We start from the raw sequence: 15,248 nt of genomic DNA on the forward strand, positions 1-15,248 counted from the left end.
CCGCGCGCCGGCCGCTGCCGGCGCGATGCCTGGAAACTGGATAACGAGGTATAGCTGCAATGGCGAACTCCGCAGTGGGCCACTCCGACCATCACGGCCACCAGCAAGGCTTCTTCGAGCGTTGGTTCTTTTCGACCAACCACAAGGACATCGGTACGCTGTACCTGCTTTTCAGCTTCCTGATGTTCATCATCGGCGCCTTCATGTCGGTGCTGATCCGCTGGGAGCTGATGGAGCCCGGGCTTCAGCACATGAAGCCGGAATTCTTCAACCAGATGACCACCGTGCACGCGCTGGTGATGATCTTCGGCGGGGTGATGCCGGCCTTCGTGGGCCTGGCCAACTGGATGATCCCGCTGCAGATCGGCGCGCCGGACATGGCCCTGCCGCGCATGAACAACTGGTCGTTCTGGCTGCTGCCGGTGGCATTCACGCTGCTGCTGCTGACCCTGTTCCTGCCCGGCGGCGCGCCCGCCGGCGGCTGGACCATGTACCCGCCGCTGTCGCTGCAGGGCGGCTACAACGTCGCCTTCAGCGTGTTCGCCATCCACGTGGCCGGCATCAGTTCGATCATGGGCGCGATCAACATCATCGCTACCGTGCTCAACATGCGCGCCCCGGGCATCGACCTGCTGAAGATGCCGATCTTCTGCTGGACCTGGCTGATCACCGCGTTCCTGCTGATCGCGGTGATGCCGGTGCTGGCCGGCGCGGTGACCATGCTGCTGACCGACAAGTTCTTCGGCACCAGCTTCTTCAATGCCGCCGGCGGCGGCGACCCGGTGATGTACCAGCACATCTTCTGGTTCTTCGGGCATCCCGAGGTCTACATCATGATCCTGCCGGCGTTCGGCGTGATCAGCGAGATCATCCCCACCTTCAGCCGCAAGCCGCTGTTCGGCTACCAGGCGATGGTGTACGCCACCGCGGCCATCGCATTCCTGTCGTTCATCGTGTGGGCGCACCACATGTTCACGGTGGGCATGCCGCTGGGCGGCGAGATCTACTTCATGTTCGCCACCATGCTGATCTCGATCCCGACCGGCGTGAAGGTGTTCAACTGGGTCAGCACGATGTGGAAGGGCGCGCTGACGTTCGAGACCCCGATGCTGTTCTCCATCGCCTTCGTGGTGCTGTTCAGCATCGGCGGCTTCTCCGGCCTGATGCTGGCCATCGTGCCGGCCGACTTCCAGTACCACGACACCTATTTCGTGGTGGCGCACTTCCACTACGTGCTGGTCACCGGCGCGGTGCTGGCGCTGATCGCGGCGGTCTACTACTGGTGGCCGAAGTGGACCGGGCGCATGTACAACGAGTTCTGGGGCAAGGTGCACTTCTGGTGGACGATGGTGTTCGTCAACCTGCTGTTCTTCCCGCAGCACTTCCTCGGCCTGGCCGGCATGCCGCGCCGCATCCCCGACTACAACCCGGTGTTCGCCGACTGGAATCTGGTCAGTTCGATCGGTGCGTTCGGCATGTTCGTCACCCCGTTCCTGATGGCCGCCATCCTGCTGTCGTCGCTGCGCAGCGGCCAGCGCGCCGAAGCGCGCGCCTGGGAAAGCGCCAAGGGCCTGGAGTGGACCGTGCCGTCGCCGGCGCCGGCGCATACCTTCACCGTGCCGCCGGTGATCCGGCCGGGTGACCTGGCCCACGACGACGTGACCCATTGAGGCGCGCGACGATGAGCCGTCCCGACTGGCAACCCGATGAGCTGGCCCTGCGCCGCCGCCGTTCGCGGCGCACGGCGCTGGTGGTGGGCGTGATCGCGGTACTGATCTACGCCGGCTTCATCCTGTCCGGGGTACTCGCGCATTGACCACGCCCGCGCCCCGGCCCGAACGCAATGCCGGCATCGTCCGGCTGCTCGGCGTGGCGCTGGGCGTGTTCGTGCTGACCTTCTCGCTGGTGCCGCTGTACCGCATCGCCTGCGAGAAGGTGTTCGGCGTGCGCCTTGAGCGTGGCGCCAGCCAGGCCGCCGCGTCCGCATCCGCCACCGGCAGGCGCCTGGTGCGGGTGGAGTTCGATGGCGGGGTCAATTCCAAGCTGCCGTGGGCGTTCCATCCGGAAAAGCTGACCATGGACGTGGTGCCGGGCGAGCTGAACGAGGCGCTGTACTTCGCCCGCAACGACAGCGACCACGCGCTGGTCGGCAGCGCCGTGCCCTCGGTGGCACCGGCGCGCGCGTCGGGCTATTTCAACAAGACCGAGTGCTTCTGTTTCACCGCGCAGACCCTGCAGGCCGGCGAGCAGCGCGAGATGCCGGTACGTTTCATCGTCGATCCGGACCTGCCCGCAGACGTCCGCACGATCACCCTGTCCTACACCTTCTTCAAGAACGACGCGCTGACGGCGCAGCTGGCACCGGCTTCGGCCGGCGGCTCGTCGCACGCGGCCCCCTGACCACGGATCCGGAAGCAAGCCATGGCCCATAACACGCCTGATGCCAACGTCTACTTCGTGCCGAGCCAGAGTCGCTGGCCCTTCGTCGGCTCGATTTCCATGCTGGTGCTGATGGTCGGAGTGGCCAGCTGGCTCAACGACGCCAGCTGGGGCCGCTGGACCTTCTTCGTGGGCCTGACGATGCTGGTGTTCACCTTGTTCCTGTGGTTCGGCGACGTCATCCGCGAGTCGGTCGGCGGCAACTACAACCGCCAGGTCGATGGCTCGTTCCGCATGGGGATGGTCTGGTTCATCTTCTCGGAAGTGATGTTCTTCGGCGCCTTCTTCGGCGCGCTGTTCTATACCCGCGTCTATGGCCTGCCCTGGCTGGGCGGCGAGGGCCACGGCGTGGCGACCAACGAAATCCTCTGGGACGGCTATTCGGCGGCCTGGCCGACCAACGGCCCCGGCGGCATCGGCGGTATGTTCCAGACCATCCCGGCGTGGGGCCTGCCGCTGGTCAATACGCTGATCCTGCTGAGCTCCGGCGCGACCCTGACCATCGCCCACCACGCGCTCAAGGCCGGCAACCGCCGGCAGCTGCTGATCTGGCTGGGCGCCACCGTGCTGCTGGGCTGCGTGTTCCTGTTCTTCCAGGCCGAGGAATACATGCATGCCTACGGCGAGCTCAACCTGACCCTGGGCTCGGGCATCTATGGCTCGACCTTCTTCATGCTCACCGGGTTCCATGGCGCGCACGTGGCGCTGGGCACGATCATGCTGATCGTGATGTGGCTGCGCTCGGCCAAGGGCCACTTCACCCGCGACAACCATTTCGGCTTCGAGGCCGCGGCGTGGTACTGGCACTTCGTCGACGTGGTGTGGCTGATGCTGTTCCTGTTCGTCTACGTGCTGTAAGCGGCAGAAAAGACAGGGAGCGGGGCATCGGGACGGGATCCCGGCGCATCGCTCCCTGGTTCACTTCATGGACGCGCCCGGTGTCAGCCGCCGACGCCGTGCGGCCTGATCCAGCCGCTGTAGATGCCCAAGATCACCAGCAGGATCAGCACCACCGACAGCACGATGCGCCGGGTCAGGGCATTGACCGTGCGTTTGGTCTGGCCGCGGTCGATCATCAGGTAGTACAGCCCGGCGCCAAGATTCCAGACGATGACGATCAGGAACGCGATCACCAGCAGTGTCTTCAGCGAATCATTCATGCACGGCTCTAGGAGTGGGAAGGCGTTGCTATCTCACCCGCTCGCGGCGCCGTTGTCATGACGCGACAGCACACGGGGCTGCTGGGCTGGCTGCTGGCGTTGGCGGTGGCCGCGCTGTTCAGCGCGCTCGGCGCGTGGCAGTTGCAGCGCATGCATGACAAGCAGGCGCTGCTGGCGCAGGTGCCGCCGGAGCGCGGCCACGGGCTGGCGCTGGCGCAGGCGATGCGCGCGCCGGCCACGCTGCACTGGGTGCACGACACGCTCGAGTTCCTGCCCGCCACGGTGCTGCTGGACAACCAGCTGCGCGATGGCCGCCCCGGGCTGAAGGTGTACCAGGCCGCGCGCGCGGAAGGTAATGCGGTGCTGGTCGACCTGGGCTGGCTGCCGTTGCCGGGCGATCGCCGGTTGCCGCCCATCGTGCCGCTGCAGGGGCGGATCGAGGTGCAGGGCCTGTGGGCGCCCCCGCCGTCACCGGGCCTGGCGCTGGGGCCGGCGCTGGCGGCCACCGCGCAGCCGCGGGTGTGGCTGGCCACGCGCCTAGACATTCCCGCCATCGCCACGCAGCTGCAGCTGCCGGCCGCTGCGTTACCGGGCCAGGTGCTGCGGCTGGATCCGGCCATGCCATTGGGTTACGCCCGCGACCTGGAGCTGCTGCCCAATACCCTGCCACCTTCGCGCCATCTCGGTTATGCGGTGCAGTGGTTCGCCATGGCGCTGGCGGTGCTGGTGATCGCCGGCGTGCTGCATGTCCGCCGCCGCGGGCGCTGAACGCCAAGCCATGGGAAAATGCCGCACATGAATGCCCTGACCCCGGAACAACTCGTCATCCGCAAGCGCGGCCGCCGCGTGCTGCTGCTCATCTTCGCCCTGTTCTTCGGGTCGATGGCGCTGGCGGGCATCCTGCGCTTCTCCGGCTGGATGCCGCAGGTAAACCGCAACCACGGGCAGCTGTTCGACCCGGCGCTGGACCTGCGCCAGGAACGGCTGCGGCTGGCCGACGGCAGCGCCTATGCATGGAACCCGGCCGCCCGCCACTGGCGCATCGTGCTGGCGCCGGCCGCCGATTGCGCGCCGGCCTGCGTCACTTTGTCGCAGCAGCTGGACACCGTATGGCGGCTGTTCGGGCATAACGCCGATAATGTCGAGATATTGTGGCTGGGCACGCCGCCGGAACAGGTGGTGGCCTCGCCGGCGCTCAAGGTGCTGCAGGCCTCGCCAGCGTTCCGCGCGAAACTGCCGGGGGTGGACGACCCCGCCGGCATCCCGGTTTACGTGATCGATCCCAACGGCTTCGTGGTCCTGCGTTATGCGCCCGGCTTCGACCCGGGCGGCCTGCGCACCGATCTTTCCAGGCTGTTGAAACTGAAGTGAGTTCCATCCGATGAATGCTCCCGCGCGTCCGGCGCTGTACCGCAATTTCCACCGCCTGGCGTGGTTCGCCCTGATCATGACCGCGAGCACGATCATGTTCGGCTCGTTCGTGCGCCTGTCCGATGCCGGGCTCAGCTGCCCGGACTGGCCGACCTGCTACGGCCGCGTCACTTGGCCGCAGACCCAGGTGGAGGCCGCGCAGCACGTGGCCAGCGAGATCCGCCCGCTGGAAAGCCACAAGGCCTGGCGCGAGCAGGTGCACCGCTTCCTGGCCGGCCTGTTGGGCGTCGAGGTGCTGGCGCTGGCGCTGCTGGCCGCGCGCCGCCACCGCCGGGGCGTGGCCCAGGTGGTGACCGCCTCGGCGCTGGTGGCGCTGGCCATTCCCCTGTACATGCGCGGCGAACATGTCGCCTCCAGCGTGCTGGCGATCGGCGGCGAGGCGATCCTGCTGCTGGCGGCGCTGCGCTGGTCCAATATCGACCTGTCGCGCGCGGCGGTACTGACCCTGGCGGTGGTGATCTTCCAGGCGCTGCTGGGCATGTGGACGGTGACCTGGCTGCTCAAGCCCATCGTGGTCATGGGCCACCTGCTCGGCGGCATGCTGATGTTCAGCCTGCTGGTATGGATGGCGTGGAAGGCCACGCACCTGCCGATCACCCTGGTACAGGCACCGCGCCTGCGCTGGTGGCTGCGCGCCGGGCTGGCGCTGCTGGTGCTGCAGATCGCGCTGGGCGGCTGGGTCAGCGCCAACTACGCGGCGCTGGCCTGCGGCGGCGGCAGTGCGTCGCTGGACAATTTCCCGCGCTGCGTGAGCCAGTGGTGGCCGCCGCAGAACTACGCCGAAGGCTTCACCCTGTGGCGCGGCATCGGCGTGGACTACGAAGGCGGCGTGCTTGATGGCGCCTCGCGTATTGCCATCCAGATGGCGCACCGGATGATGGCCGTGGTCGTGGCCGTGTACCTGCTGGTGCTGTCGGTGCGCCTGTTCCGCCTGCCGGGCATGCGCGGCTGGGCCAGCGCGCTGGGTGTGCTGGTACTGCTGCAGGTCACCCTGGGCGTGCTCAACGTCAAGCTCGCGCTGCCGCTGGCAGTGGCGGTGATGCACAACGGCGGCGCCGTGTGCCTGTTGTTCGTGCTGGTCTCGCTGCTGGCGCGGCTGCGTGCCCCGGAGTGAGCCGATGAGTACGACGTTGCGTGATTACTGGGACCTGACCAAGCCCAAGGTGGTGGCCCTGATCGTGTTCACCGCGCTGGTGGGCATGTTCCTGGCGATCCCCGGCTGGCCGACCGCCGCGCAGGCGCTGACCGGCGCGGTGGCCTTCATCGGCATCTGGCTCTCGGCGGGCGCCGCCGCGGCGATCAACCAGCTGCTGGATGCGCGCATCGACGCGCAGATGGCGCGCACCTCGTGGCGGCCGCTGGTGGTGGGCAAGGTGACCCCGCGGCAGGTGCTGGTGTTCGCTGGCGCACTGACCGCGCTGTCGATGACCATCCTGGTGCTGTGGGTGAACGTGATCACCGCGGTGCTGACCTTCGCCTCGCTGATCGGTTACGCGGTGGTCTACACCGTGTACCTGAAGCGGGCGACGTCGCAGAACATCGTCATCGGCGGCCTCGCCGGCGCGACCCCGCCACTGCTCGGCTGGGCGGCGGTGACCGGCATGCAGGGGGGCTCCGACTGGGCCTACGCCTCGCTGCTGGTGCTGATCATCTTCGTGTGGACGCCGCCGCATTTCTGGGCGCTGGCGATCTTCCGCCGCGCCGACTACGCCAAGGCCGCGGTGCCGATGCTGCCGGTCACCCATGGCGTGGCGCACACCCGCCGGCAGATCCTGTTCTATTCGGTGGTGCTGGTGGTGGTGACCCTGCTGCCGGTGGCGCTGGGCATGAGCGGGGTGTTCTATCTCGGCGGCGCCACCGTGCTGAACCTGGTGTTCCTGTGGTACGCGTGGAAGATGCAGGACCCGCCGGACGAGATGTTCAACATGCAGATGTTCGGCTACTCGGTGGTCTACCTGATGGCGCTGTTCGCCTTCCTGCTGGTGGACCACTGGCTGCTGCCCTGGCTTTGAGGCCGGGCCCGCGCCGCAGGTGCGGGGCTCGCCCCGCACGAAGCTTCACCGGGAACGCCTCCTGCGGGGCAAGCCCCGCAGCTACGGGGCGTGGCGCGCGTAGCGCTGCGCCACCACCGCGCAGACGATCAGCTGCAGCTGGTGGTAGATCATGATCGGCAGCACGATCGCGCCGAGGCTGCCGCCGGCGAACAGCACCTTGGCGATCGGCACGCCGGTGGCCAGGCTCTTCTTGGAGCCGCAGAACACGATGGGAATCTCGTCCTCGCGGCTGAACCCCAGCCGCCGCGCCAGCCAGGTGATGCCGGGCATGGCGATGGCCAGCAGCACCACCGCGACCCCGGCGGCGGCGAGCAGCGAGCCCACCGGGGTCTTGTGCCACAGCCCTTCCACCACCGATTCGCCGAACGCGCCATAGACCACCAGCAGCACCGTGCCCTGGTCGGTGTAGCGCAGCAGCGCGCGCTGCCGCTCCACCCAGCGCGCGATCCACGGCCGCAGCAGGTGCCCGGCGACGAACGGCACCAGCAGCTGCAGCATGATCGCGCCGACCGCGTGCAGCGGATCGGCCATGCCGCCTTGGCTGCCGGCCAGCAGGCCCATCAGCAGCGGGGTCAGGAACACACCGAGGATGCTCGACAGCGAGGCCGCGCACACCGCCGCCGGGATGTTGCCGCCGGCCATCGAAGTGAACGCGATGGATGACTGCACCGTGGACGGCAGCGCGCACAGGAACAGCACGCCGACGTAGAGGTCGGGCGTCAGCGCCCACCCGGCGAGCGGCTTGAACGCCAGCCCCAGCAGCGGGAACAGCACGAACGTGCAGGCCAGGATGACCAGGTGCAGGCGCCAGTGCAGCATGCCGGCGACGATGGACTCGCGTGGCAGGCGTGCGCCATGCAGGAAGAACAGGGCGGCAATGGCCAGGTCGGTGAAGCGGTCCAGCCCGCGCGCGGCATCGCCGGTCATCGGCAGCACGCTGGCCAGGGCCACGGTGGCGAGCAGGGCGAGGGTGAAGTTGTCCGGTCGCAGGCGCGACCACCAGCGGGTCATCGGCAGGGGTGTCCTTGTCGGTGTGGCGCGGTCATGGCCGCGCGGGGTGCTCCAGCGCCGCGCGCACGGCCGGCTCCAGCGACGTCAGGCCGGCATCGCGGCCGAACTGCAGCGCGGCTTCGGGGGAAGCGCCGTGCACGCGCGCCTGCGCCAGCGCCAGCAGCGCCCCGGCGCGGTTGCCCGAGGCACAGTGCAGCAGCGTGCTGCCGGGGTCCTGCCGCAGCAGGCGGTCCAGCGTGCGCGCGTTGGCCTCGCTGATGCCGCCGGCGCCGTCGATGGGCAGGCGCACGTAGCGCAGGCCCAGCGCCTCGGCGGCGGCGGCCTCGTCATAGCCGCGGTCCTCGTGCGGCATGCGCAGGTCGATGACACTGGTGACGCCGGCTTGCGCGGCGTCGCGCAGCTGCTGCGCGCTGGGCTGGCCGCCGGTGAACAGGCCCGGGCGTGGCTGCTTCAGTCCCTGCCCGGCGGCAGCGGTGGCGCCGGCGCAGGCCAGCAGCAGGAACAGCAGTTTCGGCAGGTGTTTATGCATCGCTTCGCTCCGTCCGCGCCTCAGCGCATCGTCGCGCGCGCCTTGAGCAGCTCGCGCAGTTCGAACTTGTCGGTCTCGTCCAGGCCCTGCTGGCGCTGCTTGGCCTGCAGCTCGTCCAGCCGCTGCTGCAGCAGCTGCTTCTCCAGCTGCACGATGGCGTCGTGCAGCTCCTGGGTCCAGCTGGCTTCGTCGCCGGGCAGGGCGACGGCGGCCAGCCGATGCAGCGCGGCCTGTTCCTCGCGGCCGTCGAAATGCTCCAGCAGCGCGCCGGTGCTGATGTCCGGGCGCTGCTGCACCAGTTCCAGCAGTTCCAGCAGCAGTTCAATGCCGGGCAGGCGCAGGCCGGCGATGGCATGGTGGCCTTCCAGGCTCAGCGCCAGCGAGGGTTGCTGCAGCAGGAGGGCAATGGCCGCGCGCACCAGGCTGCGCTTCTGCACCGGTGCGGCCGCCGCGCGGCGCACGGGCGCGGCGGCGGCTGCGGTGCCGGCGGGCGCGCGGCCGATGCCGGTCAGGCGCTGCAGCTCCTGCTTCATCAGGTCGCCGAAGGCGCCGTCGGGAATCTGCGCCAGCATCGGCCTGGCGCGCTCGGCCAGGCGCGCCTTGCCGTCCAGCGTGCCCAGGTTGATCTCGCGGGTGAGCTCGTCGAAGAAGAACTGCGACAACGGCGTGGCCTGCTTCAGCCGCGCGTCGAAGGCGTCGGCGCCTTCCTTGCGCACGATGGTGTCCGGGTCCTCGCCGTCGGGCAGGAACAGGAAGAACGCCTGGCGCCCGTCCTTCATCCGCGGCAGCACCGATTCCAGCGCGCGCCACGCCGCGCGGCGGCCGGCGGCGTCGCCGTCGAAGCAGAAGTACACGTCCGGCGCATTGCGGAACAGCAGCTCGGCATGGTCGGGGGTGGTCGCGGTGCCCAGCGTCGCCACCGCCTGGGTGACGCCGAACTGGAACAGGCTGACCACGTCCATGTAGCCCTCGACCACGATCAGCCGCTCGATCTTCTGGTTGGCCTGGCGTACCTGCCACAACCCGTACAACTCGCGGCCCTTGTGGAACAGCGCGGTCTCGGGCGAGTTGAGGTACTTGGGGCCGTCGTCCTTCTGCATGACCCGGCCGCCGAAGGCGATGACCCGGCCGCGGCGGTCGAAGATCGGGAACATCACCCGGTCGCGGAACTTGTCGTAGACATGGCCGCGGTCGTTCTTGGAGAACAGGCCGACGCGGTCGAGCAGCTTCATCCGCCGCTCGTCCTTGCCCAGCGCGTCCTTCAGCGCGCTGTAGCCGTCCGGCGCATAACCGATGCAAAAGCGTGCGCGGGTATCGGCGTCCACACCGCGGCCATCGAGGTAGGCCAGGGCCTTGTCGCTGCCCTCCAGCTGCTTCTGGAAGAAGCGCGCGGCGGCGTCGAGCGCGGAGTACTGGTCGCGGCTGTCATCCTGCTGCTGCGGGCTGCGCGGGTGGGCGTCGCGCGGCACCTCCATGCCGGCGCGCTTGGCCAGTTCCTCCACCGCGTCGAGGAACTCGAGGCGGTCGTAGTTCATCAGGAAGCTGATCGCGGTGCCGTGCGCGCCGCAGCCGAAGCAGTGGTAGAACTGCTTGGTCGGCGACACCGTGAACGAGGCCGAACGCTCGTCGTGGAACGGGCAGCGCGCCGCGTATTCCTTGCCCTGGCGCTTGAGCGGCACGCGCGAACCCACCACTTCGACGATATCGGAGCGGGCGAGCAGGTCGTCGATGAACGCGTCGGGGATTCGGGCCATGCGGGGGACTGGAGCACCGCGGCAGGCGGTACATGGCGAAGGTGTGCGGCAAGTGTACTAGACGCCCGGCCCGGGCATGGCCGTGGCCGTGGTCGCGCGCGCATGCGCGCGTTCGTCGATGACCGCGGTGACCAGGGCGCCGGCGAAGAACACCACGCTGGCGTAGTACACCCAGACCAGCATGATCACCAGGGTGCCCATCGAGCCATAGGCGCTGCCGGGCGCGGCGTTGGCGATGTACAGGCCGATGCCGTAGCGGCCCAGGGTGAACAGCACCGCGGTGATGGCGCCGCCGCCGAAGGCCTGGCGCCACGCCACCGGGCGGTCGGGCAGGTAGTGGTAGAGGAAGGCGAAGCCCAGGGTGTAGAGCAGCAGGGTGGACACGTAGCCCACCGCCGGCAGCAGCGACGGCAGGTGCGCGAACACCACCTGCAGCGCGGTGGTGGCGACCATCGACACGATCAGCAGGAAGCCCAGGGCCAGCACCACCCCGGCCGAGAAGATGCGCTTCTTCAGCCAGCCCAGCATCCCGTCGAAACGCTGCAGGTCGGCGCGGAAGATACGGTTCAGGGCGGCCTGCAGCTGGGCGAACACCACGGTGGCGCCGATGAACAGCAGCAACAGGCTCCACGCGCCGGCCAGCGAGCCCAGGTCGGGCTGCGCGCTGGCATTGGCGATCACCGTGTCGGCGACCTCGGCGACGCTATGCCCGGCCAGCGCGCCGATCTGGCCGACCAGTGCCTGCTGCGCGGGCGGGTAGAGCGAGGCCGTCAGCCACAGCAGCAATACCAGCAGGGGGGCCAGCGAAAGCAGGGTATAGAACGCCAGCGAGGCCGCCTGGGTCATCACGTCCGCTTCGGTGAAGCGGCGGACCAGGGCGGCCGGCAGGCTCTGCTGCAACCGCGCCAGGCGGTGCTTCATGTGCGGTGACAGGGGCGCCATGCCGCGCAGGATGGCATACCCGTCCGCGTAGCCGCCGTGATGGGCGGCCGCGCGCCGGCCCGCCGCTGGCGGCGGCGGCAGGCCGGGTGCGCCGGGCTCAGCCGGCCAGCGCCTGCTTGACCAGCTTCGACACCAGGCCCATGTCGGCCTGGCCGGCCAGCAGCGGCTTGAGCACGCCCATCAGCTTGCCGATGTCGGCCGCGCTGCTGGCGCCGGTTTCGCTGATCGCGGCGTTGATCGCGGCCAGGATCTCGGCCTCGCCCAGCTTGGCCGGCAGGTAGCGCTCGATCACCACGATCTCTTCGCGCTCGACCTTGGCCAGGTCTTCGCGGTTGGCGGCCTCGTACTGGGTCACCGAGTCCTTGCGCTGCTTGACCATCTTGTCCAGCACCGCGATCACCGCGGCGTCGTCCAGCTCGATGCGCTCGTCCACTTCCTTCTGCTTGATCGCCGCGTTGATCAGCCGGATCACGCCCAGGGAGTGCTTGTCGCCGCCCTTCATGGCGGCCTTCATGTCGTCGGTCAGTTGCTGTTTCAGGCTCATGGATCACCTCTTGCGGGATCGGAATGCGGGGATGCGCACGGGGCGCGGGAACGCAAAAAGCCGGCTACGCTCGCGCGTGCCGGCTTCCACTCCGGTCACGGAAGGCCGAAGCCCCCGTTCAGGAGTTGCGTCCGATCAGTACAGGCGCTGACGCTTGGTGACGTCGCGCGAGGAACGACGCAGCTGGCGCTTCACGGCAGCAGCAGCCTTGCGCTTGCGTTCCTGGGTCGGCTTTTCGTAGAACTCGCGCTTGCGGGTCTCGGCCAGCACGCCGGCCTTTTCGCAGGTGCGCTTGAAGCGGCGGAGCGCAAACTCGAAAGGTTCGTTCTCGCGGACTTTGACGCTGGGCATGGAATCTCCGGGACACAGTGAGACCGGGTCACGCCCGGTGAGCCGCGCATTATAGCCGCTTTGAATCCGGGCGCAAGTGGGCCGGCAGGACGGCGCGGCGCGGGGGCGGGCGTGGCCGCCGTCCCGGCCGCCGGGCCGGGCCCCGGGCGGTTCGTAAACACGCGTCGGCAGGTTCACAATACCGGCATGAAAGTCCTTGGCATCGAATCCTCCTGCGACGAGACCGGCGTGGCGGTGTACGACACCGCGCTGTCGGGCGTCGACGCCCTGCGCGCCCATGCGGTCTACAGCCAGATCGCGCTGCATGCCGAGTACGGCGGCGTGGTGCCGGAGCTGGCCAGCCGCGACCACGTGCGCAAGACCCTGCCGCTGATCCGGCAGACCCTGGACGAGGCCGGCATCGCCGTGTCCGAACTGGACGGCGTGGCCTACACCGCCGGCCCCGGGCTGGTCGGCGCGCTGCTGGTCGGCGCCGGGGTGGCGCGTTCGCTGGCCTGGGCGCTGGACGTGCCGGCCATCGGCGTGCACCACATGGAAGGCCACCTGCTGGCGCCGCTGATGGAGGACGACCCGCCGGAACCGCCGTTCGTGGCGCTGCTGGTCTCCGGCGGGCATACCCAGCTGATCGCGGTGGACGCGATCGGCAGCTATCGCCTGCTCGGCGAGACGCTGGACGACGCCGCCGGCGAAGCCTTCGACAAGACCGCCAAGCTGATGGGCCTGCCGTACCCCGGCGGGCCGCAACTGGCCAGGTTGGCCGAGATCGGCACGCCGGGGCGCTTCAGGTTCGCGCGGCCGATGACCGACCGGCCGGGGCTGGATTTCAGTTTCTCCGGGCTCAAGACCCAGGTGCTGCTGGCCTGGCGCGACAGCGACCAGAGCGAGCAGACGCGCGCCGATATCGCCCGCGGCTTCGAGGACGCGGTGGTCGACACCCTGGCGATCAAGTGCGAACGCGCGCTGGAGGCGGCCGGCTGCGACGTGCTGGTGGTGGCCGGCGGGGTCGGCGCCAACAAGCGCCTGCGGGCCAAACTGCAGGATGCGGCGCAGCGCCGCGGCGGCCGCGTGTGCTTCCCGCGCCCGGCGCTGTGCACCGACAACGGCGCGATGATCGCCTTCGCCGGCGCGCTGCGCCTGCAGGCCGGCCAGCACAGCCCGGCCGAGGTGAAGGTGGTGCCGCGCTGGGACATGGCGACCCTGCCACCGGTGTGACGCCACCCCGCGTCCCGGGCCGTGCGCCCGGGCGCCCCCTCCTGCGCCGTAACGGCAGGCTCAGCAGCGGCTCGTTACCATGTCCGTTCATTCACCGCGACGGACGCAATGGACAAGGTATTCATCGAAGGGCTGGAGATCGACGCCCTGATCGGCATCTATGACTGGGAACGGCGCATTCGCCAGACCCTGGTGTTCGACCTGGAGATGGGGTTCGACAACCGCAGGCCGGCGGCGACCGACGACATTGCCGACACCCTCAATTACAAGGCGGTCAGCCGGCGCCTGCAGGACTACGTGCGGGGATCCGATTTCGGCCTGGTGGAAACCCTGGCCGAGCGCTGCGCGGCCATCGTGCTGGACGAGTTCGACGTGCGCTGGCTGCGGCTGAAGCTGAGCAAGCCGGGCGCGGTGCGCGGCGCGCGCGCGGTGGGCGTGGTCATCGAGCGCGAGCGGGTCTGAGCACGTTGCCGGCGTCCGGCCGGTAAGCGCGCGGAACGAAGTACACGGAAACACACAGGAGACGACGGATGGTGGATGCGGTGGTGGCGGTACAGTGGCTCGAGCGGTTGCAGGACACACTGGAACCCTATCCCGGGGCTTACCTGGCCTTGACGATCCTGGCCCTGCTGGTGGCCGCGGGGTTGGCCAACTGGGTCACCAAGCGCATCCTGCTGCGCGGCCTGCGCCGGCTGCTCAGCCGCCTGCCCGGCGCCGAGACCGGGCGCGGCAGCCACCTGATGCGGGTGATCGCGCGCCTTTCCAACGTGGTGCCCAGCCAGGTGATCGCCGCCGGCATCAAGGTGGTGCCGGACCTGCCGCCGGGCGTGGTGACGTTCGTCGTCGGCGCCTGCCAGGCGTGGGCGGTACTGACCGTGGCGCTGGCGGTATCGCATGCGCTGGACGCGGCCAACGACCTCTACGAGCGACGCCCGGACGCGCGCGACAAGCCGATCAAGGGCTACCTGCAGGTCGCCAAGATCGTGATCTTCGTGATCGCCGGGCTGTCCATCGTCGCCACCCTGGCCGGCGTGGACCTGCGTTACCTGGTCACCGGACTGGGCGCGGCCACCGCGGTGCTGATGCTGATCTTCCAGGACACCATCCTGTCGCTGGTGGCGAGCGTGCAGATCAGCGGCGACGGCCGCGTGCGCATCGGCGACTGGATCGAGATGCCCAGCCAGAACGCCGATGGCGACGTGATCGACATCGCCCTGCACACGGTGACGGTGCAGAACTTCGACAAGACCATCACCACCATCCCGACCAAGAAGCTGGTCACCGAATCGTTCAAGAACTGGCGCGGCATGCAGGAGGCGGGCGGGCGCCGGATCAAGCGCGCGCTGTACCTGGACCAGCACAGCGTGCAGTTCCTCGACGCGGCGGCACTGGGCCGGCTGCAGCGGTTCGGCCTGCTCGACGATTACCTGGCGGGCAAGCAGGCCGAGCTGCAGCGCTGGAACACGCAGGTGGCGCAGGCGCACCCGGAAGAGGTCAACGCGCGGCGGCTGACCAACCTGGGCACCTTCCGCGCCTATGTCGAGCGTTACCTGCGCAGCCACCCGGGCATCCACCAGGACATGACCCTGCTGGTGCGGCAGCTGGCGCCGGGGCCGCAGGGCCTGCCGCTGGAGGTCTACTGCTTCACCGTCACCACCGCGTGGGGCGAGTACGAGGCGATCCAGTCCGATGTGTTCGACCACCTGCTGGCGATCCTGCCCGAGTTCGGCCTGCGCGTGTTCCAGGAATCCAGCGACGCCATGCTCATGGCGATGCGCGGCGGGCCGGCCACGGGCTAGCGTACGGCGGCCTGGCCCGGCG

Annotated in this window: 18 protein-coding genes; 11 read left to right on the forward strand and 7 right to left on the reverse strand. The window is 69.1% G+C overall.

Annotated features, from left to right (window positions below):
• Positions 1 to 59: 59 nt before the first annotated feature.
• Genes ctaD through ACJ7VY_RS01140 form a run of 4 tightly spaced genes read left to right on the forward strand, consistent with a single transcriptional unit; the run spans position 60 to position 3,297 of the window.
• Positions 60 to 1,670 (forward strand): cytochrome c oxidase subunit I, encoded by a 1,611-nt coding sequence (gene ctaD, locus ACJ7VY_RS01125; protein WP_104937773.1) that lies wholly within the window; start codon positions 60 to 62, stop codon positions 1,668 to 1,670.
• 11 nt (positions 1,671 to 1,681) lie between these two features.
• Entirely contained in the window at positions 1,682 to 1,816 is a 135-nt protein-coding gene (locus ACJ7VY_RS01130) for a hypothetical protein (protein ID WP_256363883.1), read from the forward strand.
• Positions 1,813 to 2,400 (forward strand): cytochrome c oxidase assembly protein, encoded by a 588-nt coding sequence (locus ACJ7VY_RS01135; RefSeq protein ID WP_161613967.1) that lies wholly within the window; start codon positions 1,813 to 1,815, stop codon positions 2,398 to 2,400. The genes ACJ7VY_RS01130 and ACJ7VY_RS01135 overlap by 4 nt, the downstream gene beginning before the upstream one ends.
• A 21-nt stretch (positions 2,401 to 2,421) precedes the next feature.
• A complete protein-coding gene (locus tag ACJ7VY_RS01140; protein ID WP_409476184.1) occupies positions 2,422 to 3,297 on the forward strand; it encodes a cytochrome c oxidase subunit 3 in 876 nt (291 codons plus the stop codon).
• Positions 3,298 to 3,380: 83 nt separating this feature from the next.
• Here the strand turns inward: ACJ7VY_RS01140 and ACJ7VY_RS01145 are convergent, their stop codons facing one another.
• Complete coding sequence (locus ACJ7VY_RS01145; RefSeq protein ID WP_104937776.1) at positions 3,381 to 3,599, reverse strand: twin transmembrane helix small protein; 219 nt, start codon at positions 3,597 to 3,599, stop codon at positions 3,381 to 3,383.
• Positions 3,600 to 3,656: 57 nt separating this feature from the next.
• Here ACJ7VY_RS01145 and ACJ7VY_RS01150 point away from each other — a divergent pair, with 57 nt between their 5' ends.
• The 4 genes from ACJ7VY_RS01150 to cyoE are packed head-to-tail and all read left to right on the forward strand — an operon-like array spanning position 3,657 to position 7,042.
• Positions 3,657 to 4,367, forward strand: coding sequence for an SURF1 family protein (locus ACJ7VY_RS01150; RefSeq protein WP_313232092.1), 711 nt, complete (start codon positions 3,657 to 3,659; stop codon positions 4,365 to 4,367).
• Between the two features lie 27 nt (positions 4,368 to 4,394).
• Entirely contained in the window at positions 4,395 to 4,970 is a 576-nt protein-coding gene (locus tag ACJ7VY_RS01155) for a hypothetical protein (RefSeq protein WP_409476185.1), read from the forward strand.
• 10 nt (positions 4,971 to 4,980) lie between these two features.
• Positions 4,981 to 6,144: a COX15/CtaA family protein gene (locus ACJ7VY_RS01160; RefSeq protein WP_409476186.1), complete on the forward strand. Its 1,164-nt coding sequence runs from the start codon at positions 4,981 to 4,983 to the stop codon at positions 6,142 to 6,144.
• A gap of 4 nt (positions 6,145 to 6,148) precedes the next feature.
• Complete coding sequence (cyoE, locus tag ACJ7VY_RS01165) at positions 6,149 to 7,042, forward strand: heme o synthase (RefSeq protein WP_104937780.1); 894 nt, start codon at positions 6,149 to 6,151, stop codon at positions 7,040 to 7,042.
• Between the two features lie 81 nt (positions 7,043 to 7,123).
• Here cyoE and ACJ7VY_RS01170 read toward each other — a convergent pair whose 3' ends face one another.
• The 6 genes from ACJ7VY_RS01170 to rpsU all read right to left on the reverse strand — a co-directional run bounded on the left by ACJ7VY_RS01170 (position 7,124) and on the right by rpsU (position 12,215).
• Positions 7,124 to 8,095: a bile acid:sodium symporter family protein gene (locus ACJ7VY_RS01170; RefSeq protein ID WP_104937781.1), complete on the reverse strand. Its 972-nt coding sequence runs from the start codon at positions 8,093 to 8,095 to the stop codon at positions 7,124 to 7,126.
• 31 nt (positions 8,096 to 8,126) lie between these two features.
• Positions 8,127 to 8,624 (reverse strand): beta-lactamase hydrolase domain-containing protein, encoded by a 498-nt coding sequence (locus ACJ7VY_RS01175; protein ID WP_104937782.1) that lies wholly within the window; start codon positions 8,622 to 8,624, stop codon positions 8,127 to 8,129.
• A gap of 20 nt (positions 8,625 to 8,644) precedes the next feature.
• Positions 8,645 to 10,378, reverse strand: a complete 1,734-nt coding sequence (gene dnaG / locus ACJ7VY_RS01180) for a DNA primase (protein WP_161613973.1) — start codon at positions 10,376 to 10,378, stop codon at positions 8,645 to 8,647.
• Positions 10,379 to 10,435: 57 nt separating this feature from the next.
• Positions 10,436 to 11,320 carry a YihY/virulence factor BrkB family protein gene (locus ACJ7VY_RS01185; protein ID WP_409476187.1) on the reverse strand — a complete coding sequence of 295 codons (885 nt, stop codon included), beginning with the start codon at positions 11,318 to 11,320 and terminating at the stop codon, positions 10,436 to 10,438.
• Between the two features lie 97 nt (positions 11,321 to 11,417).
• Positions 11,418 to 11,864, reverse strand: coding sequence for a GatB/YqeY domain-containing protein (locus ACJ7VY_RS01190; protein WP_104937785.1), 447 nt, complete (start codon positions 11,862 to 11,864; stop codon positions 11,418 to 11,420).
• A gap of 135 nt (positions 11,865 to 11,999) precedes the next feature.
• Entirely contained in the window at positions 12,000 to 12,215 is a 216-nt protein-coding gene (gene rpsU, locus ACJ7VY_RS01195; protein WP_002808376.1) for a 30S ribosomal protein S21, read from the reverse strand.
• A gap of 186 nt (positions 12,216 to 12,401) precedes the next feature.
• Between rpsU and tsaD the strand changes: the two genes are divergently transcribed.
• The 3 genes from tsaD (at position 12,402) to ACJ7VY_RS01210 (ending at position 15,226) form a co-directional block, all read left to right on the forward strand.
• Positions 12,402 to 13,427, forward strand: coding sequence for a tRNA (adenosine(37)-N6)-threonylcarbamoyltransferase complex transferase subunit TsaD (gene tsaD, locus ACJ7VY_RS01200; RefSeq protein WP_104937786.1), 1,026 nt, complete (start codon positions 12,402 to 12,404; stop codon positions 13,425 to 13,427).
• A 108-nt stretch (positions 13,428 to 13,535) separates the two neighbouring features.
• On the forward strand, positions 13,536 to 13,889 hold the full coding sequence (gene folB, locus ACJ7VY_RS01205; RefSeq protein ID WP_313249904.1) for a dihydroneopterin aldolase: 354 nt from the start codon (positions 13,536 to 13,538) through the stop codon (positions 13,887 to 13,889).
• Between the two features lie 68 nt (positions 13,890 to 13,957).
• On the forward strand, positions 13,958 to 15,226 hold the full coding sequence (locus tag ACJ7VY_RS01210; RefSeq protein ID WP_409476188.1) for a mechanosensitive ion channel family protein: 1,269 nt from the start codon (positions 13,958 to 13,960) through the stop codon (positions 15,224 to 15,226).
• The last annotated feature ends 22 nt before the right edge of the window (positions 15,227 to 15,248 follow it).

The sequence above is a fragment of the Stenotrophomonas sp. Y-13 genome, from assembly GCF_046267925.1.
In the GTDB taxonomy this organism is placed as follows: Bacteria; Pseudomonadota; Gammaproteobacteria; order Xanthomonadales; family Xanthomonadaceae; genus Stenotrophomonas; species Stenotrophomonas acidaminiphila_A.